The organism is Deinococcus marmoris (assembly GCF_001949125.1).
In the GTDB taxonomy this organism is placed as follows: Bacteria; Deinococcota; Deinococci; order Deinococcales; family Deinococcaceae; genus Deinococcus; species Deinococcus marmoris_A.
Map to the genome: position 1 here is coordinate 23,317 of NZ_MSTI01000178.1, position 22,913 is coordinate 46,229.

Consider the following 22,913-nt stretch of genomic DNA (forward strand, 5'->3'; position numbering starts at 1 on the left):
CATCAACCGCGCTGGGGGTGCAGAATGACTCTCAAAGACCGAGCAACCTTGAAGAATGCGGCGCGTGATCCCGATTCCGGCACCCTGCCGCGCCGCCAGATGGAAACTGACCATCAGGAATCCACCATCGACGAGCGGCTGCACGGGCGCACCGGGGCGCTGCTGCACACCGAGATGATGTCGCTGAACGTGGGGCCGCAGCATCCCAGTACGCACGGCGTGTTGCGCCTCGTGGTGGACATGGACGGCGAGTACGTGGTCAAGGTCACGCCGCACATGGGTTATCTGCATACGGGGTTTGAAAAGACCTTTGAAAACCGTACCTACCAGCAGGGCGTGACCTACGCGCCGCGCACCGATTACCTGCATAGCTTCAGCCACGAGCTGTCCTACGTCCTGAGCGTGGAAAAACTGCTTCAGGCCGAGGTGCCCGAGCGCGCCACCACCGTCCGCGTGATCCTGCACGAGCTGGGGCGTATCCACAGCCATCTGGTGTTCGTGGGGACGGGGCTACTGGACCTGGGCGCACTGACGCCGTTCTTCTACGCTTTCCGCGAGAAGGAGAGCTGTCAGGATCTGTTTGAAGCGGTGTGTGGCTACCGCATGAACCAGGGCTACTTCCGCGTGGGCGGCCTGTACCGCGATATTCCCGATGGCTGGCCCGAGATGGTCTCGCGCTTTCTGGTTCAGATGGAAGCAGGTGTCAAGGAATACACCACGCTGTTTGCCAACAACCCGATCTTTCAGGACCGGGCGCGTGGGGTGGGCATCATTCCGCCCGACGTGGCGCTGGACCTGGGCCTGACCGGGCCGAACCTGCGGGCCTCCGGCGTGCCACTGGACAATCGCAAGGACAACCCCTATTGCGGTTACGAAACCTACGATTTCAACGTCGTGACCAGCACCGATGGCGACAGCTTGGCCCGCTTCAACATGCGCCTGTGGGAGTTCGGCGAGAGCATCAAGATCATCCGGCAGGCGCTGGAGCGGCTCAGGCCCGGCCCGGTCAAGGACCCCAACCGCAAGATTTCTCTGCCGCCCCGCCACGAACTGGAAACCAGCATGGAAGCGGTGATTCACCACTTCAAACTGGTCACTGAAGGGTTTCACCCACCCGTGGGAGAGGTCTACGTGCCCACCGAATCGGCGCGCGGCGAAGTCGGGTATTACATCGTCAGCGACGGCGGCAGCATGCCCTACCGCGTCAAGATTCGCGCCCCCAGTTTCGTGAACCTGCAAGCCCTGGAATATGCCTGCGTGGGCGCACAGTTCGCGGATTTGATTACCATTCTGGCGACGATTGACCCGGTGCTGGGGGACGTGGATCGGTGATGAGCGAAGCCATCCTGCATCCACGGTTCAAGGAGTTTGAACGTCTTGAAGAGCCGTCGGGTGTTTCATGGAAGAGTCAGGAAGACATTGAAGGTTCGATGGTGTATTTCTCTATTCGGAGTCATGATTTTTCTGATGAGAAGGCTGCGCGAGTTTCTGGCTTTTTCAAGCGAGTCAAAGAGGACGGTACAGAACTGAAGCTCAAAACCGCTCAGAATCTCATCAAAGATGATAATTGGTTTAAGTTTGCTGGCGTAGAGACTGCAAAACTTGACGAGTTATACGATTCTATGGTTCTCAATCTAGTCATTTTCGGTGACGATTTTCCCCCCTCTTCACCGAAATGTTTTTTTCTTCTTGGTTATGACAGTCCGCTTTTCGAGCATTTCGAGATCAATGGAAACTTCGACTATGAAGGTAATTTCCTCTACGCTGATATCGAGTAAGGAGTAAGACTTGAGTTACTTCACCGACAAACAACCCCTCGTGGCCGATATCTTCAGCCGCTATCCCGATTCCCCGCAGGGCCGCCGCTCGGCGCTGATGCCCCTGATCCGCGAGGTTCAGGACGCCGAGGGCTTCGTGAATGGGACGCACTTGGACGAGATCGCGGCCCTGTGCGGCACCACCGCCACCGAGGTCCGCAGCGTCATGAGCTTTTATTCTACGTACCACACGCTGCCCACCGGCAAGTATCACCTTCAGGTGTGCAGCACGGTGATGTGTTCGCTGGCCGGGTCCGATGAGCTGTGGGACCATCTGGTGGAAGCGCTGGACGTGCAGCCCGGCGAGGTCTCTCCCGATGGCCGTTTCAGCGTGCAGAAGGTGGAATGCCTTGGCTCATGCGGCACCGCGCCCATGATGCAGATCAACGACGACGGCTACTACGAAAGCGTGACGCCCGGCAAATGCGCCCGCATTCTGGAGTCGCTGCGCGCGGACCTTCAGCCGCTGCCGGACAACCCGGTTCCCGTGACCGTCAATGCCGAGGGGCGTCAGATGCTGGCAAACGGCGAAGTCGTCGGGGCCAGCATCACCGGCCTGAGCCAACTCCCGCCCATTTTCCCAGGAGGTGAAGCATGACCGCCGTTGCTCCAAATCCTCCCAAGCCGATCACCAGCGGAAAAGACCCGCGTTTTGCGCCTACCCTGTACGCCCACGTCGGGCAGCCGGAAAGCTGGACGCTGGGTTATTACCGCCGCAACGGGGGCTATGAAGCTGTGAAACGCGCCTTCGGCATGGGCGCGGACACCGTGATTGACGAGGTCAAGAAATCCGGCCTGCGCGGACGCGGCGGCGCGGGCTTTGCCACCGGCCTCAAGTGGTCTTTCATGCCTCTCAACGACGGCAAGCCCCATTACATCATCTGCAACGCGGACGAGTCGGAGCCGGGCAGCTTCAAGGACCGTTACCTGCTGTCGGAAGACCCGCACCAACTGATTGAGGGCATGATTATCGCGGGCTATGCCATGCGCGCCAGCGTGGGCTACATCTACATCCGGGGCGAGTATGTCCACGCCGCCGAGCGCATCAACGCCGCGATTGAAGAGGCGCGGGAAGCCGGGCTGCTGGGTCAGAACGTCATGAACAGCGGCTTTGACTTCCAGCTCCATCTTCACCGGGGCGCGGGGGCGTACATCTGCGGCGAGGAAACTGCGCTGATGAACAGCCTGGAAGGGCTGCGGGCCAATCCTCGCCTCAAGCCACCCTTTCCCGCTGCCGCTGGCCTGTATGGTCTGCCCACCACCATCAACAACGTGGAAACCTTCTGCGCGGCCACCCAGATTCTGAAATTCGGCGCGGAGTGGCACGCGGGCATGGGCACCGAGAAGAGCAAGGGCATGAAGCTGTTTCAGGTCTCCGGCCCGGTGGCGCGGCCCGGCGTGTACGAGCTGCCGCTGGGCACCACCTTCCGCGAGCTGATCTACGACTGGGCGGGTGGCCCGCTGGAGGAAATGAAGGCCATCATCCCCGGCGGCTCCAGTTGCCCGATGCTGCGCTGGGACGACAAGACGCTGGACACGCCGATGGATTACGAGAGCATCGCGGGTGCGGGTTCCATGCTGGGCACGGGGGGCGTCACCGTGATTCCCAAGGCCGACTGCATCGTGAATGCCACCTGGAACATGGTGCGTTTTTACGGCCACGAGTCCTGCGGCAAATGCACGCCGTGCCGGGAGGGAATCAGCTCGTGGATGACCCGCATGTACGAGAAACTGGTGCGCGGCCACGGCCAGCCCGGCGACGTGCAACTGATCCTGGACATGTCCGAGAACATTGGGGGCCGGAGCTTCTGTGCGCTGGCTGACGCCTGTCTGGGGCCGGTGCTGAGCAGCATTGAACTGTTCCGTGAGGAATACGACTCGCTGGCGCAGTTCCAGACGCCGACGTATCCGGCGCGTCGCAGGTGGAAGGACGCATGAGGTTCTGGATGTGCAAGTTAAATCTCCGGGGTCAAAGGGTCAAAAGGTCTGAGGGTCTAAGGAAGGCCCCGATCTTTTCCCTTAGACCCTTAGACCTTCAGACCCTTAGACAAGCCGCCGGAGGCGCTGTATGAAAGTCAATGTAGACGGCGTAGAAATTGAACTCCCCGCCGGAACGTCCGCCATAGATGCGGTGTTTGAGGCGGGCGGGGACGTGCCGTATTTCTGCGCCCACAAGTACCTGAGTCCGGTGGGCGCGTGCCGCATGTGTCTGGTGGAAACTGGATCGCCGCGCAAGGAAAAGGACGGCTCGTTCGTGCTGGACGACGCGACGGGTCAGCCCAAAATCTTCTGGTTTCCCAAACCGATGGCCTCCTGCACCATGCAGGCCACCGAGGGGATGCACATTAAATCCGCCCGCAGCAGTGAAGTCGTCGCCAAGGCGCAGGCCGGGATGATGGAATTCACCCTCCTGAACCATCCGCTGGACTGCCCCACCTGCGATAAGGGCGGCGCGTGTGAGCTGCAAGACCGGGCCTTTGAATACGGCTACGGCGCATCCCGCTTCGGCTTTGACCGCCGCCACGCCGATAAGCACTATCCGCTGTCTGATTTCGTGATTCTGGATCAGGAACGCTGTATTCACTGCAAACGCTGCGTGCGTTACTTTGAAGAAGTACCAGGGCAAGAAGTGCTGGACTTCATTGAGCGCAGCAGTTACACATTCATTGACACCGAGGAGGGCGGTCTGCCTCTCGGTTTTCAGGGCAACATCACCGACATTTGCCCGGTGGGGGCGCTGCTGGACAACGTGGCCCGCTTCCGGGGGCGCAACTGGGAATATGACCACACGCCTACCACCTGCACCCTCTGCCCGGTGGGCTGTTCCATTACCGTGGATGCCCGCAATGGCCGTCTGGAACGCATCGTGGCCCGCGAGAACCGCGAGGTCAACGAGGCGTGGATCTGCGACGCGGGCCGTTTTGGTCATGCGTTTGCCTCCGAGCGGCGGCTGACCGTGCCGCTGGTGCGCGTGGACGGCGAGTTGCAGGAAGCGAGCTGGGACGTGGCGATTGCCGCCATCCGCGCGGGCATGGCCCGGCACAGCGTCGCCGATCTGGCCCTGTACCTGAACGCCGACAGCACGCTGGAAGAGGGCGTGGCGCTGGGAGCTTTGGCCGACGTCGGGGGCAGCGTGCATGTGGACCACTGGCCCCGTTACGAGGTCTCCCTGGACGCCATGCCCAAGGGCGCGGCCACCCTGAGTGACGTGGCGACTGCCGACGCCGTGGTGGTGATCGGAGCCGATCTGGGCGAGGAAGCCCCGATTCTGGAACTCCGCATTCTGGAAATGCTGCGCGGAGGCATCCTCCCGCCCGAATACGCGCACGGGACGGCCATTGCTGATCTTCGGCTGGTGGAACGCCCGGCCCGCAAGCCGGAAAAGCTGGCGGTGATCGGGAAGGAGTCGCGGCTGTGGGCGCACGCTGGAATCCGTGCTTCATCCAACGGCCACAATGCGCTGGAACGCCTGAGCCGCCCGGACACTGCCGAATTGCAGGCGGCGCTGAAGCTCCTGACCGAGAGCGAGAAGGCCATCATCGTGCTGGGGGCGGACGTGCTGAACGGCGCTTCTGGCTCGTTCGCGGCGCAGCTCAGCGATCTGGCCACCCGCACGGGCGCAAAGATCATGGCGATTCCCGCCGGGGCCAACAGCAAGGGGCTGGCCGCACTGAACCTGGTGCCGCGTGAAGGTGGCCTGCCGTTTGCCCGCGTGGCCGAGGCTCCCGCCGCCTTCATCAGCCGCCTTGATCCCGGGGTGCGGGCGCGTGGGCTGACCATCGTTCACGATTCGCACCTGACCGCCACCGCAAGGCTGGCCGATGTGGTGCTGCCCGCCGTCACCAATTACGAGAAGCGCGGCACCACCGTCAACCTGGAAGGCCGCCTGCTGGAACTGGAACAGGCTGCCCTGAGCGCGGGCGAGGCTGCCGATCTGATTCGCACCCTGACTGCCGTGTCCGAGGCACTGGGCGTTCGCGCCCCCGTGCGCGGCCTGAAGTCGGCGCGGGAACTGGCGGCGCAAAAGCTGGGCATCAAGCTGGGCGAGGTGCCTGAACGCGGCGTCATCCATCCCTTCCGCACGTCCCACGTCGCCCCCACCGAACAGACGCACATTCCGAAGCTGTGGACCGAACGCATGCAGCCCTCTATCCAGACCCTGATTCCCGCCAACCTCCAGCCGCTGCCGATGCTGGGCGCGGCCCCCGTGGGAGGGGATGACTGATGCCCGACTGGCTGATCGCCGCCCTGATTACCCTGCTTAAAGCCGTGCTGGTGGCCCTGGCGCTCCTGACCGCTTTCGCTTACATGACCCTGGTGGAACGCCGCCTGCTGGCCCGCATGCAGATTCGCTGGGGGCCGAACCGCGTGGGGCCGATGGGCCTGCTGCAACCCCTGGCCGACGCCATTAAAAGCATCTTCAAGGAAGACCTTCAGGTCACGATGGCCGACAAGCTGGTCTACACCCTCGCGCCGATTCTGGCGATTGGCATGGCCCTGACCGCCTTCGGGGGCATTCCGGCTGGCCCGGCTGGCAGTCTGTTTGGCGCTGATCCCTGGGTCTACAACCTGGACGCCGGGATTCTGGCGCTGCTGGCGCTGACCTCTATGGGCGTGTATGGCATCTTCCTGGGCGGCTGGGCCTCCGGCAGCAAGTACCCGATTCTGGGCGGCCTGCGTTCCAGCGCCCAGATGATCAGCTACGAGCTGGGCATGGGCCTGAGCGTGCTGGGCACGCTGATGCTGATCGGCAGCACCAACTTCCGCGTGATCGTGGAGTGGCAGGCGCTTCAGGGCTGGACGATTCTGTTTCAGGTCTTCGCCTTCGCCCTGTTTCTGGTCAGTTCCTTCGCGGAAGTCAACCGCACCCCCTTTGACCTGCCGGAAGCCGAGCAGGAAATCGTGGCGGGCTACCTGACCGAGTACACCGCGATTAAATGGGCGCTGTTCCAGATGGCCGAGTACGTGAACATGATGACCGCCTCGGCGCTGATGGCAACATTGTTTTTCGGCGGCTACCGGGGGCCAGTGTTCCTGGATGGCCTGATTCCCGGCATCAGCAGTTGGCCGATCATCTGGCTGGTGGTCAAGATCGGGTTCTTCCTGTTCCTGTTCATCTGGGTGCGGGCCACGCTGCCCCGTCTGCGCTATGACCAACTGATGCGCTTCGGCTGGAAGCTGCTGCTGCCGCTGGCGCTGGGCAACACCATGCTGGTGGCCTTTTACCTGGCGTTCCTGCGGCCCTCCGGCCTGGGATTGTGGTTCCTGGGCCTGCTGAGCCTCGCCGCGCTGCTGGGCCTGTTCGTGATGGGTGACCGCGTGCGGGGACTGTGGAGTGCGCCCGCCGTGCCCAAGGTGCCAGTCAAGACGACGCGGCCCGTGGGAGGCGATTGAGATGGATGGTAATTTCTCGCTAAGTGGCGCTGCATCCTGCTTGCGGTTCCCCCCTCTCCTGCGGAGCTGTACCAGTCCCAGCCTCTCCTGCGGAGCTGTACCAGTCCCCCGCAGGGGGGGAGGAGCTAAAAGCCTCAGACCCTCAGACCCTTTGACTCTTAGACTTCTCTCTGTCCCACAACCCACACCCCACAGCCCACAACCAAACAAAGGAGCCACATATGGGCGTTCTTGACATTGCCAAGGGCATGGGCCTGACGCTGGGCAAGCTGTTCCAGAAGCCCGTGACCGTCAGTTATCCCGAAGAGCGGGCCACCCTGCAACCACGTTTCCGGGGGCGGCACGTCCTGACGCGGCACCCCGGCACGGGTCTGGAAAAGTGCATCGGCTGTTCGCTGTGCGCCGCCGCCTGCCCGGCCTATGCCATTTACGTGGAGGCCGCCGAGAACGATCCGGCGTCCCCCCACAGCCCCGGCGAGCGCTACGCCAAGGTCTACGAGATCAACATGCTGCGCTGCATCTTCTGCGGCATGTGCGAGGAAGCCTGCCCCACGGGCGCGGTGGTCATGGGCAACGAGTTTGAGATGGCCGATTACCGCTACGGCGATTTCGTGTACGCCAAGGAAGACATGCTGGTGGGCGTGACCGGATCAATCCCCCAGCGCCGCGAGGCCGCAAAAAGTGGCAAGCCCGTGCGCCTGGGCTTCCAGTTGGACGGCCCGCCGCGCGCAGAGTTGGAGGGGGTGGAGTATCCGTGAATTGCTATCGCAATGGTCTAAGGGTCAAAAGGTCTAAGGGTCAAAGGGAAAATCAGGTTGCTGTTCTTAGACCCTCAGACCCTCAGACCCTTAGACACGCCGGAGGCGCATCATGATGATCGCCTTTATCCTTCTCGGCGCGCTCACCCTGGTCGGTGGCGTCATCACCATCGCGGCGAAGAATGCGGTGCATGCGGCACTGGGACTGGTGGGGACGCTGATCAGCGTGGCGGGCCTGTTTGCCACGCTGAACGCCTCGTTCCTGGCCGCCACGCAGGTGATCGTGTACGCCGGGGCGATCATGGTGCTGTTCCTGTTCGTGATCATGCTGCTGAACGCCAACGCGCCGATCACCGGGCGCGATCCGATTCCCTTCGTGCGCGAGCTGGCCGGGCTGGGCGGCGTGGTGCTGGCGGGTTCCTTCGTCATCCTGGCCGTGTCCTACAAAGACCCGCTCCCGCTGGCCGGGGCCACGGCGGCGCTGGGCGGAGGCTCCGCGTCGGTGGTGGGCGAGACCCTGCTCACCCGTTTCCTGCTCCCCTTTGAGGCCGTCAGCATTCTGCTGCTCGTCGCCATCGTGGGCGCAGTGGCGCTGGTGCAGCGGCCCGTGCCGCAGCCGGATGACGTGCCGGACAACGAGCCAGAGTTGCTGGCCCCGCCGGTAGGTTCCGCGATTTCCAGGGGCGGCAACCAACCCGCCCTGCAACACCGCAACGACGAAGGGGAGGTGCGCGCCTGATGGTTCCAACCAGTTACTACATCGCCCTGTCGGGCATTCTTTTTGCCCTGGGCATGGTCGGCGTGCTGACCCGCCGCACCGCGATCATGGTCTTCCTGAGCGTGGAATTGATGCTGAATGCCTCCAACATCGCGCTGGTGGCCTTTGCCCGTTCGTGGGGAGACCTGACCGGACAGACCGCCGTGTTTATCGTGATGACCCTGGCCGCCGCAGAAGTTGCCATCGGCCTCGCCATCATCGTCGCCATCTTCCGCAAGCGCGAGACCACCAACGTGGACGATCTCGCGGCGATGAAAGGCTGAGTGGCGAGCATGTTGCCCCTTCTGTTTCTGCTGCCCCTGCTGCCCCTGATGGGCTTTGCCCTGCTGATGCTCTTTCCGCGCCTGTTCCCCGGTAAATCGGGCGGCTGGGTGGCGACTGCTTTTATCGGCACCGCCTTCGTGGTTGCCGTCGTCCGCTACCTGGGCCAGACCGACACGCCCGCGCAGGAAACCCTGTGGACGTGGCTGCCGAATATGGCGCTGAATGCCAACCTGTCCGTGGGCTTTTACCTGGATCAACTCAGCGCGCTGATGGCCCTGATCATCACGGGCATCGGCTTCCTGATTCACCTGTATTCCATCAGCTACATGTCGCATGACGCCAAATTCACGCGATTCTTCGCCTTCCTGAATTTCTTCGTCGCCATGATGCTGATTCTGGTGCTGGCCGACTCCTACCCGCTGATGTTCGTGGGCTGGGAGGGCGTGGGCATGGCGTCTTACCTGCTGATCGGCTTCTGGTTTAGCGGGCGCGGCAGCGAATCTTCCGACAAGGACATTCGCGCAGCAGGCGAGCGCGAGGGCGTCAACAACTCCAACGCGGCCCGCAAGGCGTTCATCATGAACCGCATCGGGGATCTGGGCTTCATGCTGGGGATGTTCCTGCTGTACAAGCTGTACGGCACCCTCAGCATTCCCGAACTGGCGACGCGGGTGGAAGGCGTGAGCGTCGCCACCGCCGGGGTGGAGCTGGCCTGCCTGTTCCTGCTGGTGGGCGCAATCGGCAAGAGCGGGCAGTTGCCGCTGACCACCTGGCTGCCCGACGCGATGGCGGGTCCCACCCCCGTCTCCGCGCTGATCCACGCCGCCACGATGGTCACGGCGGGCGTCTACCTGATCACCCGCAGCCACTTCCTGTATGAACTGGCCCCCAACGCCTCGCTGTGGGTGGCCTGGGTAGGTGGCCTGACCGCGCTGTACGGCGCGCTGGCGGCCCTGAACCAGCACGACATCAAGAAGATTCTGGCCTTCTCCACCGTCTCGCAACTGGGCTATATGTTCCTGGCCGTGGGCGTGGGCGCGTACTCGGCAGGGGTGTTCCACCTGCTGAGCCATGCCTTCTTCAAGGCGTTGCTGTTCCTGGCGGCGGGCGCGGTGATTCACGCCTTGCACGACGAACAGGACGTCCGGCGCATGGGCGGCATGCGGAAGTTCATGCCGTTCACGCACATCGTTTCGGGCATCGGCGTTCTCGCCATCAGTGGCATTCCCATCTGGAGCGGCTTCTTTTCCAAGGACGCGATTCTGGCCGCCGCCTTTGAGACGCAGCCCGCGCTGTACGCCATCGGCCTCATCGTGGCGTTGCTGACCGCCTTCTACATGGGCCGCTGGTATTTCCTGGTGTGGCGCGGCGAGTACCGTGGGGCCGAGGCCACCGGCGTCGCCCACCCGCACGAGGCGGATACGATTACCAAGATTCCGCTGGGCATTCTGGCGGCGGGCGCAACGCTGATCGGCTTTCTGAACATTCCCACCTTCCTGGGTGGCGGTCACGCCTTCGACACCTACCTGGGCCGAGCCATTCCGCAGGAAGCGCATGAAATTTCCGCCTCTACCGAATGGACATTGACGGTGCTGGCCGTCGTCGTCGGTGTGGCTGGTCTGGCCTGGGCCTACGCCGCGCACCGCGCCAGCAAGCTGGACAATGGCCCGCTGGGTCAGTTCAGCGCCAGTGCCCTGTATCTGGACAACGTGTACGACGGTCTGGTGGCCGCGCCCAGCAAGGCGATTGCCGGGGCGCTGGACACGGTGGACCGGGGAACGGACGGCCTGATCGGCAGCATTGCCAGCAACGCGGCGGCTCCCGGCGCACTGTTCACGATGTGGCAGAGCGGCTTCGTGCGCGCCTACGCGGTCAGCATGTTGCTGGGCACGGCAGGAATCATCGGCTACTGGGCACTGAAGATGGTGGGGAGCGGCGCGTGAGGGGAGCCATGTCCTGTTGCTGGATGAGTCCCTTCATCTCCCTTCCGCTGACCTCGCGGTCTTGCCCTTCGCCCCTCACCCCGGAGGCCCCCCATGTTTGATCCCCAATGGCTTCCCACCATCATGATTTTCCTGCCGCTGCTGGGCAGCTTGCTGATCCTGGTCACGCCGGGCCGCTGGCGCGACGAGGTGGCCGGGTTTATGGCCGCCGTCACCCTGGGCCTGGGCCTGATGATCTGGTACGCGGGCGGCTCCGGGTTGCTGAGCCTGAACTGGATTCCGGCACTGGGCATCACCTACAGCGTGGAATTGTCGGGCGTCAGTCTGGCGCTGGCGATGGTGACGGCGTTCATGTCGTTTATTGCCGTGCTGTACGCGGCGCGGCGCATCCCGAACCCCGGCACGATGCTGGCGCTGATCCTGGCGATGGAAACCGGGCTGTTGGGCATCTTCGCCGCGCGGGACCTGATTCTGTTTTACGTCTTCTTTGAAGATGCCTTGCTGCCCTCCCTGCTCATGCTGGCGATTTACGGCAAGGCGCACCGGATGCGGGCGCTGGTCAAGTTCGCGGCCTACACGCTGTTCGGCAGCCTGCTGATGCTGGTGAGCATCATCGGCGTGCGCTACCTGGGCGGCAGCCCGACATTCGCGCTGGTGGACCTCAAGCAGCATCTGGTGACGGGTCCGGCGCAGACGTGGCTGTACATCGGCTTCCTGACGGCGATGGCGGTCAAGCTGCCGCTGTGGCCGCTGCACGCGTGGCTGCCCGACTTTCACGAGCAGAACCACGACAGCGGCATTCCTGACGTGATGGGCACGCTGTACAAGGTGGGGGGCTATGGCCTGTTCACCTTCGCCATTCCGCTGTTCCCCGATGCCTCGCTGGAACTGCGCCCGATCCTGATGGGACTCGCGGCCTTCACCGCGCTGTATTCCGCCTGGATCGCCTTCGGGCAGAAGGACTGGAAACGGCTGCTGGCCTACGCGGGCCTGTCTCACATGGGCTTCGTGGCGCTGGGCGTGTTCTCGCTTAACGAGACCGCCGTGATCGGCGCGATGTACCTGCTGGCCTTCCAGAACCTGTACACCGGGGCGCTGTTTCTGAGCGTGGGCATGGTGCAGGAGCGCATCGGCAGCCTGGACACCCGTGTGGGCGGCCTGATGACCGGGGCCGGAGCTTTGGGCGGCATGACGATGGCCCTGTGGTTCGCGTCCATCGCCGTGCCGGGCTTTGCCGGGTTCATCGGTGAGTTCTCGGTGCTGCTGGGCGCGTATCAGGTGTCGCCGTGGCTGGCTTTTACGGCGGGCCTGACCGTCATCGCCGCCGCCGCTTACGCCCTCACCGCTTTTCAGACCACCTTCTGGCAATCGCGTCCGCTGGGCGGGGTGGTGGTGCGGGACCTCGTGCATACCGAGTGGCTGATCCTGGGATTGCCGCTGGCCGTCGCTATCTTCTTCGGCGTGTACAGCGCCCCGGCCCTGAACCTGATGCAACCCGCCGTGAAATCTGTTCTCGCTGCCCTGGGAGGTAACTGACATGCCTCAACTCGTCGCACCGGATGTCGCCTTTCTGCCCATGTTGCCCATTCTGCTGGTGCTGGCTGGCGCACTGATCAGCACCCTGCTGGGCTTCTGGGTCAGCCGCCGCACGCTAACCGCCATCAACATCGTCACCGTGATCCTCTCGGGCGCGAGCATGATGTACCTGTGGAACCGGGGTCTGACATCCTTTGCCGGAAGCTTGCAGGCCGACAACGCCGCCGTTCTGCTGGGCCTGACCATTCTGGTGGGTACCCTGATGACCCTGCTGGTGTCGCTGGATACCGCGTGGCGCGAGCGGGTGTCATTCCCCGAATTTGACGCCATGATGATGTACGCCGTGACCGGCTGCCTGCTGATCGTGTTTTCCGGCGATCTGATCGTGATGCTGATCGGGCTGGAGATCATGAGTCTGGCGGGCTACGTGCTGGCCACTTTCCAGGGTTCGCGCCGCGCCGAGGAATCGGGCCTGAAGTACTTCCTGCTGGGCGCGGTGGGCAGCGCCACCCTCATTTACGGCATTGCCTTCGTCTACGGCGCAACTGGCAGCCTCAACTACGCCGCCATCGCCGCGAAGGTGGGCAGCGTGAGCAACCTGACGCCCGACAACGCGGGCATTCTGGTGGGCGGCAGTCTGTTGCTGCTGGCGGGCTTCGGCTTCAAGATCGCCCTGGTTCCCTTTCACCAGTGGACGCCGGATGTGTACAGCGGCACGTCCACCACCACCTTCCTGTTCCTGAGTACCGTGATCAAGGTGGCGGCCTTTGCCGGAATGCTGCGCGTTTTTGGCGGCGCGCTGCACGACGCGCCCGGCTGGACCAGCGTCTTGCAGGTGCTGACGGCGGCCACGCTGATCATCGGGAACACGGCGGCGCTGCTCCAGGTCAATTTCAAGCGCATGCTGGCGTATTCCGCCGTGGCCCACACCGGTTTCCTGGCGATGTGCCTGCTGGGCACGCCGGAACTGGGCGGCGCGGCGCTGGGCTACTACCTGCTGGTCTACACCCTGATGACCGGTGCGGCCCTGGCCGTCCTGGCCGCCCTCCAGCGCACCGAGGCTGGCTTTGAGATCAGCGACATGCGCGGGCTGTACTACCGCCATCCCGGCTACGCCATCGCGCTGTCGGTGTGTCTGGCGTCGCTGGCAGGGTTGCCGCCCTTCGCGGGTTTCTTCGGCAAGTATCTGGCGTTCCAGGCCGCCTTCCAGAACGGCTACGTGTGGATCAGCGTGCTGGCCGCGATCACCAGCGTGGCCGCGCTGATCTACTATCTGCGCCCCGCCATGCTGATGTTCATGCCAGACCGCACCCCGGCGCGGGAATACCTGCACGGCCAGCGCTTCCCCACCACCTTCACCGTGGGGCTGGGCGTGGCGGGCATCACCGTGCTGGGCATCCTGCCGAACGTCTGGTATAGCTGGGTGGCCAATCCGGCGATCTGGCAGTTCCTGGCCGGGCGGTAGCCAGCCGGGCCTCAGAAGGATTGTTCGCTTCCCCCTTTCCCGTGTGGAGAGGGGGTTTTCTTTGGTCAGATTGTTGACACTTTCTAAAGCCTCGCCGTAGGCGTTCACGCAGGAGGGGCGGTGGCCTGTCCCTAGACTGGACGGCATGTTCAATTTGAGTGAAGGTCAAAGGATTCGCTTGTGACGACGAATGAGAGAGAGGCCGTCCTCGCCATGCTGAATTCGGCGCACGTCACGGAGCCGACGCGGCGGGCGCTGCTGGAACGCCTGGATGCCCGGCATGGGCGCGAGTTTTTTGATGAGGCGGAGTTCGGGCGGTTGCGAGCGCTGGCCGTGCGCCTCGTTCCCCATGACCCCGCCGAGATGGACCTGACAGGCACGGTGGACCACCGCCTGATCGTGGGCATCGGCGACGGCTGGCGTTATGCCGACGCCCTGCCAGACGGTGAGGCATACCGGGAATTGCTGGCCTCGTTGCCAGAAGGCTTTGAGACTCTGGATGGCGATGCTCAGGACGCGGTCATCCCCGCTGTCCAGTCCTCCCACTCGCACACCTTTGAAGACCTGCTGGCCGAATTGACTGAGGCGTTCATGGCGCATCCGCTGACGCAGTACCGCTTCGGCTACGCGGGCTTCGCGGATGCGCCCGAGTGGCCCCACGTCGGCCCGAATGAACTAGAACCACGCGAGGTTGCGTATGGCCCCCAGTAATTCTCTGCCCACCGATCTGGACGTGCTGGTGATCGGTACAGGTGCGGGCGGCGCACCGTTGCTGGCGCGTCTGGCGCAGGCTGGCCTGAAGGTGGCCGCGCTGGAAGCAGGCGTGCGCCACCCGCCCGAGGGGATTGCTACCGATGAAGTCGCGCAATTGGGGCTGTTCTGGACGGATGAGCGCCTCTCTGCGGGCAACGATCCGGTGGGGTTCGGGCGCAACAACAGCGGGCGCGGCGTGGGGGGCAGCACCCTCCACTACACCGCCTACACGCCGCGTGCCCAGCCGGACGACTTGAAATTGCGGACCGAGTTCGGGCAGGGCGAGGACTGGCCGCTGGAATTCTCCGAGCTGGAGCCGTATTACGACGAGCTGGAATATTTTCTGGGCGTCTCCGGTCCTGCCGACTACCCCTGGGGGCCACAGCGCAGGCGGGCCTACCGTCACCCGCCGCTGCCGCTGAACGGGGCCGCCCGGCTGATGCAGAAAGCCTGCGCCGAGATCGGCATGCGGACCTCGCCCGCCGCCAACGCCGCCCTCAGCCGCCCGCAGGAGCAGGAGGGCTACGGCACGCGCCACACCTGCACAAACCGGGGGTTCTGTCAGGCGGGCTGCTCCATTGGCGCGAAAGCCAGCATGGACGTGACTTTCCTGGCGCTGGCCGAGGCGCACGGCGCGCAGATCGTGGACGGCGCACAGGTCACCGCTCTGACCATGAGGGATGGGCGCGTGACCGGCGCTGAATTCATGCGTGGGCAAGAGCTGGAGCATCTGTCCGCCAAGACGGTCATTCTCGCCGCCGGAGCGGTAGAAACGCCGCGCCTGCTGCTGATGAACGGCCTCGCCAACAGCAGCGGGCAGGTGGGACGCAATTTCATGGCGCATGTCGGGATGCAGGTCTGGGGGCAGGTGGAGGATGATCTGCGCCCCTACAAGGGCATCCCCGGCGGCCTGATCAGCGAGGACACCCACCGCGTCCCCGGTCTGATCGGCGGCTACCTGCTGCAATCGCTGGGCGTGATGCCCGTGACCTACGCCACGCAGTACGCACGCGGCACGCTGAAGTGGGGGCCGGAGCTGATCCAGCACTTGGGCGGCTACAACCACGTCGCCGGAATCAACGTGCTGGGCGAGTGCCTGCCCTACGAACACAATTATCTGGAACTCTCGGATGAGCTGGACGGGCGCGGGCTGCCCAAGCCGCGCATCCACTTCTCCTTCGGTGAGAACGAGAAGAAGATGAATGCCCACGCCGAGGCCCTGATGCGTGACCTGTGGGGCCGGATCGGCGCGCGAGATGTGTGGGCGCTGCCCCGCGCCGCACACACGCTGGGTACGGCCCGCATGGGTGCAGACCCCGAAACCAGCGTCGTCAACCCGTTTGGCCGCACGCATGACATAGAGAACCTGTGGATCTGCGACAACTCCACCTTCACCAGCTCTCTGAGCGTCAACCCCGCCCTGACCCAGATGGCCCTGAGTCTGCGAACGGCGGACGCGTTGATCGGGGAGTTGAAGAACTGAGCGACTGAGTTTGAGCTGCGCTTTTAACTCCTCCTCACCTGCGGGGGAGGCTGGGACTGGTAAAGCTCCGTAGGAGAGGGGGAGCCGCAAACGCCTTCCCAGCGCTACCCGAACAACTTTCACCCAAAGGAGTCTCCATGACCCATCAGAACACCCCCGAACGCAAAGACCTCCAGCCCCTGCCCAAACCTAAAAAAGAGCAGGTTGGCTACGCCGTGCTGGGTATCGGCGCGCTGACCATTGACGAGTTGCTGCCCGCCTTCGCCGTGGGCCAGCGTTCAAAACTGGCGGCGGTGGTCAGTGACGATCACGAGAAGGCCGTGGCAACCGCTCTCGCCTACGGCCTGACCGAGGCGGATGCCTACGACTATGACCGCTTCGAGGAACTCCAGAGCCGTGCCGATGTTCACGCCGTCTATATCGTGCTGCCCAATACTCTGCACCGCGAGTACACCGAGCGGGCCGCGAAGATCGGCAAGCATGTGCTGAGCGAGAAGCCGCTGGCCGGGAATCTGGAGGACGCCGAGGCGATGGTCAGGGTCTGCGCCGAACATGGCGTCAAGCTGATGACCGCTTACCGCTGCCAGTACACCCCGCACCACTGGCGGGCGCGTGATCTGATCCAGAATGGCGATCTGGGCAGGATTAAACTGATCCACTCGGTCAATGTGCAACTGGAAACAGACCCGGACCAGTGGCGGCTCAAGGACAAGCTGGCGGGCGGCGGTTCGCTGCTGGACGTGGGCCTGTACTGCCTGAACACCATCCGGTTCCTGCTGGCCGAGGAGCCGTCCGAGGTCTACGCCCAGACCTACAGCACCCCGGATGACGAGCGCTTCAAGGAAGTCGAGGAAACCGTGGCGTGGCAGATGACCTTTCCCAGCGGCGTGATCGCCCAGTGCATCTGCTCCTACGGCGCGTCCCACACCCGTTCGCTGGACGTATTCGGCACGGACGCCCGCATGACGCTGGACCCCGCCTTCGACTACACCGACCTGCGCCTGAACGTGCAGACCCCGGAAACTGTCACTGAACATCTGTTGCCCGAAATGGACCAGTTTGCGCTGGAAATAGATCACTTTTCGGCGTGTATTGAGGAAGACCGCCAGCCGTTTACCCCCGGCGAGGAAGGCTTGCAGGACCAGAAACTGATGGCCGCGATTTACCAGTCGGCGCGTGAGGGCAGGCCCATCAAGCTGGAAAAGATGGAGAAGAAGGACGCCTTCCGGGGTTCGCCGCCCAATCAGGACTTTGCTGAGCGGGCCTGAGATGACACCTCTCGTTCTGGTTCACGGCTTCGGCACCTCGCGCCACATCTGGCGGCGGGTTTTAGAGGATGTGGAGGCGCTGGCCGTTGATCTGATCGGCTTTGGCGACGCGGCTGATCTGGGCCGGGCCGGGCAGACGGTGAGGGAGATGGCGGACGCTCTGGCCGGAACTCTGCGTGAGGCGGGGGATGGGCCGTACCGCGTGGCAGCGCATTCGATGGGCGGGAAAGTGGCCCTGTTGCTGGCCGCCCGGCATCCCGAACTCGTGTCCGAGCTGTTTTTAATTGCTCCTTCCCCACCCACGCCGGAGCCGATGGACCCGGAAGGCCGCGCCAAACTCCGCGCCGCCCACGGGGACCGAGCCGCCCTGAACGCCCAGTATCACGACATCACCGTTCAGCCCATCCCCGAACAGGATTTCGCGCAACTGGTGGAGGACGGTCTGCAAGCCAGTCACGATGCCTGGAATGCCTGGCCGGATGTGGGCAGCCGCGAGGACATTTCCGGTGAACTCAGCGGCCTGAAGCTCCCCATTACCGTCCTGTATTCGGAGGATGACCCCGCTATCTCGCCCGATACCATCCGTTCGGAAGTGCTGGCGCGTTTTTCCGACGCCACAGCAGTTCCCCTCCACGGCAGCGGCCACCTGATTCCCCTGGAAGACCCGCAGGCGGTTGTGGCACTGCTCGCGGCAAAGGAGAGAATATGACCCTGAATTTTAAAGCCAGCGACGTGACCGACGGCGGAATGCACACCTTCGAGGTGGGCGATCAGAAAGTCCTCGTGACCCGCGACGGCGACGACCTCCACGCCTTTGATGCGCTCTGCCCACACGCCGGGGCCGATCTGGGTGAGGGCGTGCGCTGCGGCTCCCGTATCGTCTGCCCGTGGCACCATGCGACATTTCATGCAGGCGACGGGTCTCTGATAGAGCCGCCCGCGCTGGAAGGGTTGAAAGAGTACCGGGTGAAAAGCGACGGCGAGAGCCTGAGCGTTGATCTGGAAGACGAAATCAAGCCTCCAACTCCCAAGCCCAGCCACGAAGACCACCACACCGTCATCATCGGCGGCGGCGCATCCGGCTTCATGGTGGCGCAGACGCTGCGGCACGGCGGCTATGCGGGCAAGATCACCATGCTGACCGCCGAAAACCGCGCTCCCTATGATCGCACCGCGCTGAGCAAGGCGTACCTGAGCGGCAAGAAGCCCGCCGACAAGCTGGCGCTGGGCGGGGCCGACTGGGCGAAGGAAAACAAAATTGATCTGCGCGAGGGCGTCAAGGTCACCAAACTGGACCGGGAAGCCCACGAGGTGCATCTGGACGGCGATTCACTCGGATTTGATGCGGTGATCGTTGCCACCGGGGCCACACCCAACACCCTGAAAGTCCCCGGCGCTGAGCTGGACGGCCAGTATCAACTCCGCTCCTTTCAGGACGCTCAGGCATTGAAAGACGCGGCGCAGGGCAAGAATATTGTCATCATCGGCTCCAGCTTTATCGGGCTGGAAGCGGCGTCCAGTCTGATTGAAGGGGCCGCGTCGATCACGGTCATTGGGCAGGAAGCCGAGATCATGAGCCGCGCCCTGACGCCGAAGGTAGGCCGCGCCATCCGCAAATTGCACGAGGACAGGGGCGTGAAGTTCCATCTGAATGCCGAAGTGGAGGCCATTGAAGGTTCCGGGAAAGCTGAGGCTGTGCGCCTGAAGAGCGGCGAGCGTATCAAGGCTGATCTGGTGCTGCTGGGCATCGGTGTGAAGCCCAATTCCGACTTGCTCTCAGACCTCGCCAACAAGAAGGGAGCCGTCCCAGTGGATGCCCACTTGCTGGCCGCGCCGAACGTCTACGCTGTGGGCGACATTGCCCTGGCCCCTACCCTGCTGGGCGAGATGCGCGTGGAACACTGGCGTGTGGCCTTGCAGGAAGGCATGACCGCCGCTCAGAGCATTCTGGAATCCTTCGATCTGGAGCCGATGGACCGCCGCGTGCCGTTCTTCTGGACCCAGCAGTACGGCAAGAGCCTGCGCTACGTGGGCCACGCAGAGAGCCTGGACGATACCCACATCTGGGGCAACCCGGACGAGCTGAAGTTCATTGAATTTGCCTTCAAAGACGGTCAGGCGGTGGCTGCCAGCGGCATGGGGATGGACAATGACCTCGCCGCATTTGAAGAACTGCTGTTGCTGGGGCGTGTGCTGAGAGCGGAGGAAATCAGGAAAGGGGAATTCAGCCTGGTGGAGCGGCTGAAGTAGGACCGGAAACCACGACGCCACCTCCGAGGAAGTGGCGTGTGGTGGGGACGCGGCGCGCGTCGAAGCCGTGGAAATGAAGGGTGAAATGTGCGGTGTCAGCGGTGAAACGTGCTGGGCGTGCCCAGTGAGAGGGTTGACGCCGCCCCAGCGTCCCGAACTCGCCGGAGCGAGTGGTGCAGCCTTATCCCCGCTGCGAGGTAGGTTTCCGCCCGCACGGACGCGCCCCGCCACACTGTGCGCCTACGCGGGCAGTTCGGTCAACCAGTTGAGCTGCTGAATTCCGGTTTCCAGCTCCCGCCGCGTTTTGGCTAGTGCGTCCACCTGCTTTTGCAGGTCGCGGGCGGGCATGACGGACTGGATGCGGACCTCGCTGTTGCTGTAGCGGGTCTGGCGTTCGGAGGCGGTGGCGGCGGCGCGGCGCAACACATGCAGGCGCAGGTCCAGCATGTCGCGGCGGGTCAGGGCGGCAGTCAGGCTCATTCCGTCCGGCAGCGTGGCGCTCAGGTTGGCGCGGTGGATGCGGGGGATCAGCAACTCAAGCGTCTCCGTGACTTCCATGAACTCCTTGAGCAGTTGTTGCGGGTCTTCGCTGGGTTTTTCCCGCTCCTGCACCAGCATGTTCCTGACGATGCGTTCTTCGAGCTGGGCGGCGCGTTTCTGCAAATCTGCACGGTCAATCAGGGCCTCGGCCAGTTTCATGACGGCATGCTAAAGCGCCCGCCGCCCCGCTAAGCCACAAGGCGCACGATTTCCTGCCCCCGGCGTTGTTATGCTCAGCCTTGAAATGCCGTTTGATGCCCGCGCCCTGACCGCCCTGGATTTTCCCCGTATTCGCGACGCCCTCGCCGAACGCAGCAGCACCTCGCTGGGCGCAGAGCGGGCGCGCAGTCTCTCGCCCTCCAATGATCCGGGCCGCATTGCCCGCGAACTGGACGAGGTGGAGGACGCCCTCTTCGGCGTCAGCCTGAGCCTGGGCGGCATTCAGGACATCCGCGAGTTGCACGCCCGCACCCAGGACGGACGGGTGCTGAGCGGCCAGGAACTGCTGACCGCCGCCTATTCCCTGGACGGCGCGATGACCGTCAAGCGCGCCATCAACGCCAATTCACGCGGCCCCCTGCGCGAGGTGGCCCTCGGCCTGGGCGAACACTCCGAGCTGATTCGGCGCGTGCTGTCAGCGCTGGACCGTGAAGGTGGCGTGCGCGACGAAGCCAGCCACCGCCTGCGCGATCTCCGCAAGCGTATAGAGCCGCTGCGCGGGCGCATCCGCGAGAAGCTGGCCGCCACGCTGGAAAAATGGGCTGACATCCTTCAGGAAAACATCGTCACCATTCGCCGCGACCGCTACGTGTTGCCGGTGCAGGCCAGCCGCGTGGGGCAGGTGCAGGGCATCATCGTGGACGCATCGGCGACGGGGCAGACGTATTTTGTGGAACCCGCAGCCGTTACCCAGCTCAACAACGAACTCACGCGCCTGATTCTGGACGAGGAAGCCGAGGTTCGGCGCATCCTGATCGAGCTGTCCGGCCTGCTGGCCGCAGATGCTGACGTGCCGATGACCCTGACCACCATCGGCGAACTGGACCTGATCGCCTCCCGCGCCCGCTTGGCCCGCGACTGGCGATTGAACCGCCCCGAAGCCGTGACCGACGGCACTTACGACTTGCGAGAAGCCCGGCATCCCCTCATAGACAACCCCGTTCCCAACGACATTCAACTCGGGGACACCAAAGTCCTCCTGATCACCGGCCCCAACATGGGGGGCAAGACGGCCACCCTCAAAACGCTGGGGCTGGCCGTTCTGATGCATCAATGTGGGCTGTACGTGGCCGCTGCCAGTGCCAAGCTGCCCATCGTGTCGGATGTGCTGGTGGACATCGGTGATGAGCAGAGCATCGAGGCGTCGCTGAGTACCTTCGCCTCTCACCTCAAACATCTGCGCTATGTGCTGCGCTTTGCCTCGCCGGATACCCTCGTGCTGGTGGACGAGCTGGGCAGCGGCACAGATCCCAACGAGGGCGCAGCTCTCTCTCAGAGCATCATTGAAACGCTGCTGGCGCAGGACGCACGCGGCATCGTGACCTCTCACCTGTCGCCGCTGAAGCTGTTTGCGCTGGAAACCCCTGGTCTCAAGAACGCCAGCATGGGCTTTGATCTGGAGACCCTGGCCCCCACTTACGCCCTGCAAGTCGGGCAGCCGGGCCGCAGCTACGCCCTGGCGATTGCCCAGCGCATGGGTCTGCCGGAAGATGTGCTGGAGCGTGCCACCTCTCTGCTGGGCGAGGACGCCGGGATTATGGAGCGCATGCTGGAAGGGCTGGAGCGTGAGCGTGCCGAGCTTGTTTCCCAACTGGACAGCACCGCCAGCGCCCGGAGAGAGGCTGAGGCCGAACTGGGCCGCGTGCGCCAGGAGCGCGAGACGCTGGACATGCGCCGCAATGAAATGCTGGCTGAGGCGTCGCAGAAAGCCGAATCGCTGTACGCCGACGCCGTGGAACGCGTCCGCACCCTGCGCGCCCGTGCCCAGGAGGACAGCGCCCGCCCCCGCGTGATGCAGGAACTGCGCGAACTGCGTGTGGCCGCTCAGAAATCCCGCCCCGCCCCGGTGGTGCGCGAGGAACGCGGCGATCCGATCCGGGTGGGCAATGTGGTGGACGTGCCCGCCTACAACGCGGGCGGTCAGGTGCTGGAACTGCGCGGCGACGATCTGGTGGTGCAACTGGGCGTCATGAAGGTGGGCGTCAAGCGCCGTGACGTGCGCCTGCGCCCCGAGGTCAAGACCAAGGCCCCCAAGAGCCGGGGCCTGCGCTCGGGCTTCGCGGGCACCACACCCAGCAACTTCGCCTCCGAACTGCAACTGCGCGGGCTGGGCGTGGAGGAAGCCGTCGAGGAACTGCGGACGGCCATCTTGGAAGCTTCCGCCCTCAAGGAAACGCCGCTGCGGGTGGTCCACGGTAAGGGTCAGGGCGTGCTGCGCCGCCTGCTGCGCGAGTACCTCAAGAACGATAAGAAGGTGGAGTCCTACCACGACGCCGAACCCAACCAGGGTGGGCACGGCGTGACAGTGGTGAACGTCAAGATCTGAGCGGGAGAGGCTGGTTTTTCCGCTCGCCATCTGTGTAGAACGGGTCCAGCCTTCTGCGGAGGAACGCCGCGAAAAGGGCGGGGAAGCGGAGGTCACCGGGCACGTCGAAAACCCATACC

General features: G+C 63.9%; 19 protein-coding genes. 18 read left to right on the forward strand and 1 reads right to left on the reverse strand.

Annotated features, from left to right (window positions below; translation table 11 throughout):
- Positions 1–99 precede the first annotated feature (99 nt).
- From nuoD to BOO71_RS25310, 17 genes are all read left to right on the forward strand, one after another.
- On the forward strand, positions 100–1,332 hold the full coding sequence (gene nuoD, locus BOO71_RS25230; protein ID WP_075837014.1) for an NADH dehydrogenase (quinone) subunit D: 1,233 nt from the start codon (positions 100–102) through the stop codon (positions 1,330–1,332).
- Entirely contained in the window at positions 1,332–1,778 is a 447-nt protein-coding gene (locus tag BOO71_RS25235) for a hypothetical protein (RefSeq protein ID WP_075836986.1), read from the forward strand. Before nuoD ends, BOO71_RS25235 begins: the two co-directional genes overlap by 1 nt.
- A 10-nt stretch (positions 1,779–1,788) precedes the next feature.
- Complete coding sequence (nuoE, locus tag BOO71_RS25240; RefSeq protein ID WP_075836987.1) at positions 1,789–2,415, forward strand: NADH-quinone oxidoreductase subunit NuoE; 627 nt, start codon at positions 1,789–1,791, stop codon at positions 2,413–2,415.
- On the forward strand, positions 2,412–3,755 hold the full coding sequence (gene nuoF, locus BOO71_RS25245) for an NADH-quinone oxidoreductase subunit NuoF (protein WP_075836988.1): 1,344 nt from the start codon (positions 2,412–2,414) through the stop codon (positions 3,753–3,755). Before nuoE ends, nuoF begins: the two co-directional genes overlap by 4 nt.
- A gap of 130 nt (positions 3,756–3,885) precedes the next feature.
- Complete coding sequence (nuoG, locus tag BOO71_RS25250) at positions 3,886–6,042, forward strand: NADH-quinone oxidoreductase subunit NuoG (protein ID WP_075836989.1); 2,157 nt, start codon at positions 3,886–3,888, stop codon at positions 6,040–6,042.
- Positions 6,042–7,211 carry an NADH-quinone oxidoreductase subunit NuoH gene (nuoH, locus tag BOO71_RS25255; RefSeq protein WP_075836990.1) on the forward strand — a complete coding sequence of 390 codons (1,170 nt, stop codon included), beginning with the start codon at positions 6,042–6,044 and terminating at the stop codon, positions 7,209–7,211. The genes nuoG and nuoH overlap by 1 nt, the downstream gene beginning before the upstream one ends.
- A gap of 170 nt (positions 7,212–7,381) precedes the next feature.
- On the forward strand, positions 7,382–7,969 hold the full coding sequence (gene nuoI / locus BOO71_RS25260; RefSeq protein ID WP_303046804.1) for an NADH-quinone oxidoreductase subunit NuoI: 588 nt from the start codon (positions 7,382–7,384) through the stop codon (positions 7,967–7,969).
- Between the two features lie 112 nt (positions 7,970–8,081).
- On the forward strand, positions 8,082–8,708 hold the full coding sequence (locus tag BOO71_RS25265) for an NADH-quinone oxidoreductase subunit J family protein (protein ID WP_075836991.1): 627 nt from the start codon (positions 8,082–8,084) through the stop codon (positions 8,706–8,708).
- Positions 8,708–9,010, forward strand: coding sequence for an NADH-quinone oxidoreductase subunit NuoK (gene nuoK, locus BOO71_RS25270; protein WP_075836992.1), 303 nt, complete (start codon positions 8,708–8,710; stop codon positions 9,008–9,010). The genes BOO71_RS25265 and nuoK overlap by 1 nt, the downstream gene beginning before the upstream one ends.
- A gap of 9 nt (positions 9,011–9,019) precedes the next feature.
- The gene (gene nuoL / locus BOO71_RS25275) at positions 9,020–10,954 is read left to right on the forward strand and encodes an NADH-quinone oxidoreductase subunit L (protein ID WP_075837015.1); all 1,935 of its coding nucleotides are present in this window, start codon (positions 9,020–9,022) and stop codon (positions 10,952–10,954) included.
- Between the two features lie 93 nt (positions 10,955–11,047).
- On the forward strand, positions 11,048–12,490 hold the full coding sequence (locus BOO71_RS25280; protein ID WP_075836993.1) for an NADH-quinone oxidoreductase subunit M: 1,443 nt from the start codon (positions 11,048–11,050) through the stop codon (positions 12,488–12,490).
- A gap of 1 nt (position 12,491) precedes the next feature.
- Complete coding sequence (locus BOO71_RS25285; RefSeq protein ID WP_075836994.1) at positions 12,492–13,955, forward strand: NADH-quinone oxidoreductase subunit N; 1,464 nt, start codon at positions 12,492–12,494, stop codon at positions 13,953–13,955.
- Between the two features lie 180 nt (positions 13,956–14,135).
- Entirely contained in the window at positions 14,136–14,666 is a 531-nt protein-coding gene (locus BOO71_RS25290; RefSeq protein WP_139323200.1) for a gluconate 2-dehydrogenase subunit 3 family protein, read from the forward strand.
- The gene (locus BOO71_RS25295; RefSeq protein WP_075836996.1) at positions 14,653–16,191 is read left to right on the forward strand and encodes a GMC family oxidoreductase; all 1,539 of its coding nucleotides are present in this window, start codon (positions 14,653–14,655) and stop codon (positions 16,189–16,191) included. Before BOO71_RS25290 ends, BOO71_RS25295 begins: the two co-directional genes overlap by 14 nt.
- A gap of 137 nt (positions 16,192–16,328) precedes the next feature.
- Positions 16,329–17,459: a Gfo/Idh/MocA family protein gene (locus BOO71_RS25300; RefSeq protein ID WP_075836997.1), complete on the forward strand. Its 1,131-nt coding sequence runs from the start codon at positions 16,329–16,331 to the stop codon at positions 17,457–17,459.
- Between the two features lies 1 nt (position 17,460).
- A complete protein-coding gene (locus tag BOO71_RS25305) occupies positions 17,461–18,168 on the forward strand; it encodes an alpha/beta fold hydrolase (RefSeq protein WP_139323201.1) in 708 nt (235 codons plus the stop codon).
- Positions 18,165–19,709, forward strand: coding sequence for an FAD-dependent oxidoreductase (locus tag BOO71_RS25310; protein ID WP_075836998.1), 1,545 nt, complete (start codon positions 18,165–18,167; stop codon positions 19,707–19,709). The genes BOO71_RS25305 and BOO71_RS25310 overlap by 4 nt, the downstream gene beginning before the upstream one ends.
- 240 nt (positions 19,710–19,949) lie before the next feature.
- Here the strand turns inward: BOO71_RS25310 and BOO71_RS25315 are convergent, their stop codons facing one another.
- Positions 19,950–20,408, reverse strand: a complete 459-nt coding sequence (locus BOO71_RS25315) for a DIP1984 family protein (protein ID WP_075836999.1) — start codon at positions 20,406–20,408, stop codon at positions 19,950–19,952.
- An 85-nt stretch (positions 20,409–20,493) separates the two neighbouring features.
- Between BOO71_RS25315 and BOO71_RS25320 the strand changes: the two genes are divergently transcribed.
- Positions 20,494–22,794: an endonuclease MutS2 gene (locus BOO71_RS25320; protein ID WP_175607540.1), complete on the forward strand. Its 2,301-nt coding sequence runs from the start codon at positions 20,494–20,496 to the stop codon at positions 22,792–22,794.
- Positions 22,795–22,913: the final 119 nt, after the last annotated feature.

Bases quoted from the DNA above. Each gene is read 5' to 3' on its own strand.
- BOO71_RS25320 (WP_175607540.1), top strand. From the start codon at position 20,494: ATGCCGTTTGATGCCCGCGCCCTGACCGCCCTGGATTTTCCCCGTATT.
- BOO71_RS25315 (WP_075836999.1), bottom strand. From the start codon at position 20,408: ATGAAACTGGCCGAGGCCCTGATTGACCGTGCAGATTTGCAGAAACGC.
- BOO71_RS25285 (WP_075836994.1), top strand. From the start codon at position 12,492: ATGCCTCAACTCGTCGCACCGGATGTCGCCTTTCTGCCCATGTTGCCC.
- nuoH (WP_075836990.1), top strand. From the start codon at position 6,042: ATGCCCGACTGGCTGATCGCCGCCCTGATTACCCTGCTTAAAGCCGTG.
- nuoD (WP_075837014.1), top strand. From the start codon at position 100: ATGGAAACTGACCATCAGGAATCCACCATCGACGAGCGGCTGCACGGG.
- BOO71_RS25280 (WP_075836993.1), top strand. From the start codon at position 11,048: ATGTTTGATCCCCAATGGCTTCCCACCATCATGATTTTCCTGCCGCTG.
- BOO71_RS25310 (WP_075836998.1), top strand. From the start codon at position 18,165: ATGACCCTGAATTTTAAAGCCAGCGACGTGACCGACGGCGGAATGCAC.
- nuoL (WP_075837015.1), top strand. From the start codon at position 9,020: ATGTTGCCCCTTCTGTTTCTGCTGCCCCTGCTGCCCCTGATGGGCTTT.
- nuoG (WP_075836989.1), top strand. From the start codon at position 3,886: ATGAAAGTCAATGTAGACGGCGTAGAAATTGAACTCCCCGCCGGAACG.
- BOO71_RS25300 (WP_075836997.1), top strand. From the start codon at position 16,329: ATGACCCATCAGAACACCCCCGAACGCAAAGACCTCCAGCCCCTGCCC.
- BOO71_RS25265 (WP_075836991.1), top strand. From the start codon at position 8,082: ATGATGATCGCCTTTATCCTTCTCGGCGCGCTCACCCTGGTCGGTGGC.
- nuoF (WP_075836988.1), top strand. From the start codon at position 2,412: ATGACCGCCGTTGCTCCAAATCCTCCCAAGCCGATCACCAGCGGAAAA.
- BOO71_RS25235 (WP_075836986.1), top strand. From the start codon at position 1,332: ATGAGCGAAGCCATCCTGCATCCACGGTTCAAGGAGTTTGAACGTCTT.
- BOO71_RS25305 (WP_139323201.1), top strand. From the start codon at position 17,461: ATGACACCTCTCGTTCTGGTTCACGGCTTCGGCACCTCGCGCCACATC.
- nuoK (WP_075836992.1), top strand. From the start codon at position 8,708: ATGGTTCCAACCAGTTACTACATCGCCCTGTCGGGCATTCTTTTTGCC.
- BOO71_RS25295 (WP_075836996.1), top strand. From the start codon at position 14,653: ATGGCCCCCAGTAATTCTCTGCCCACCGATCTGGACGTGCTGGTGATC.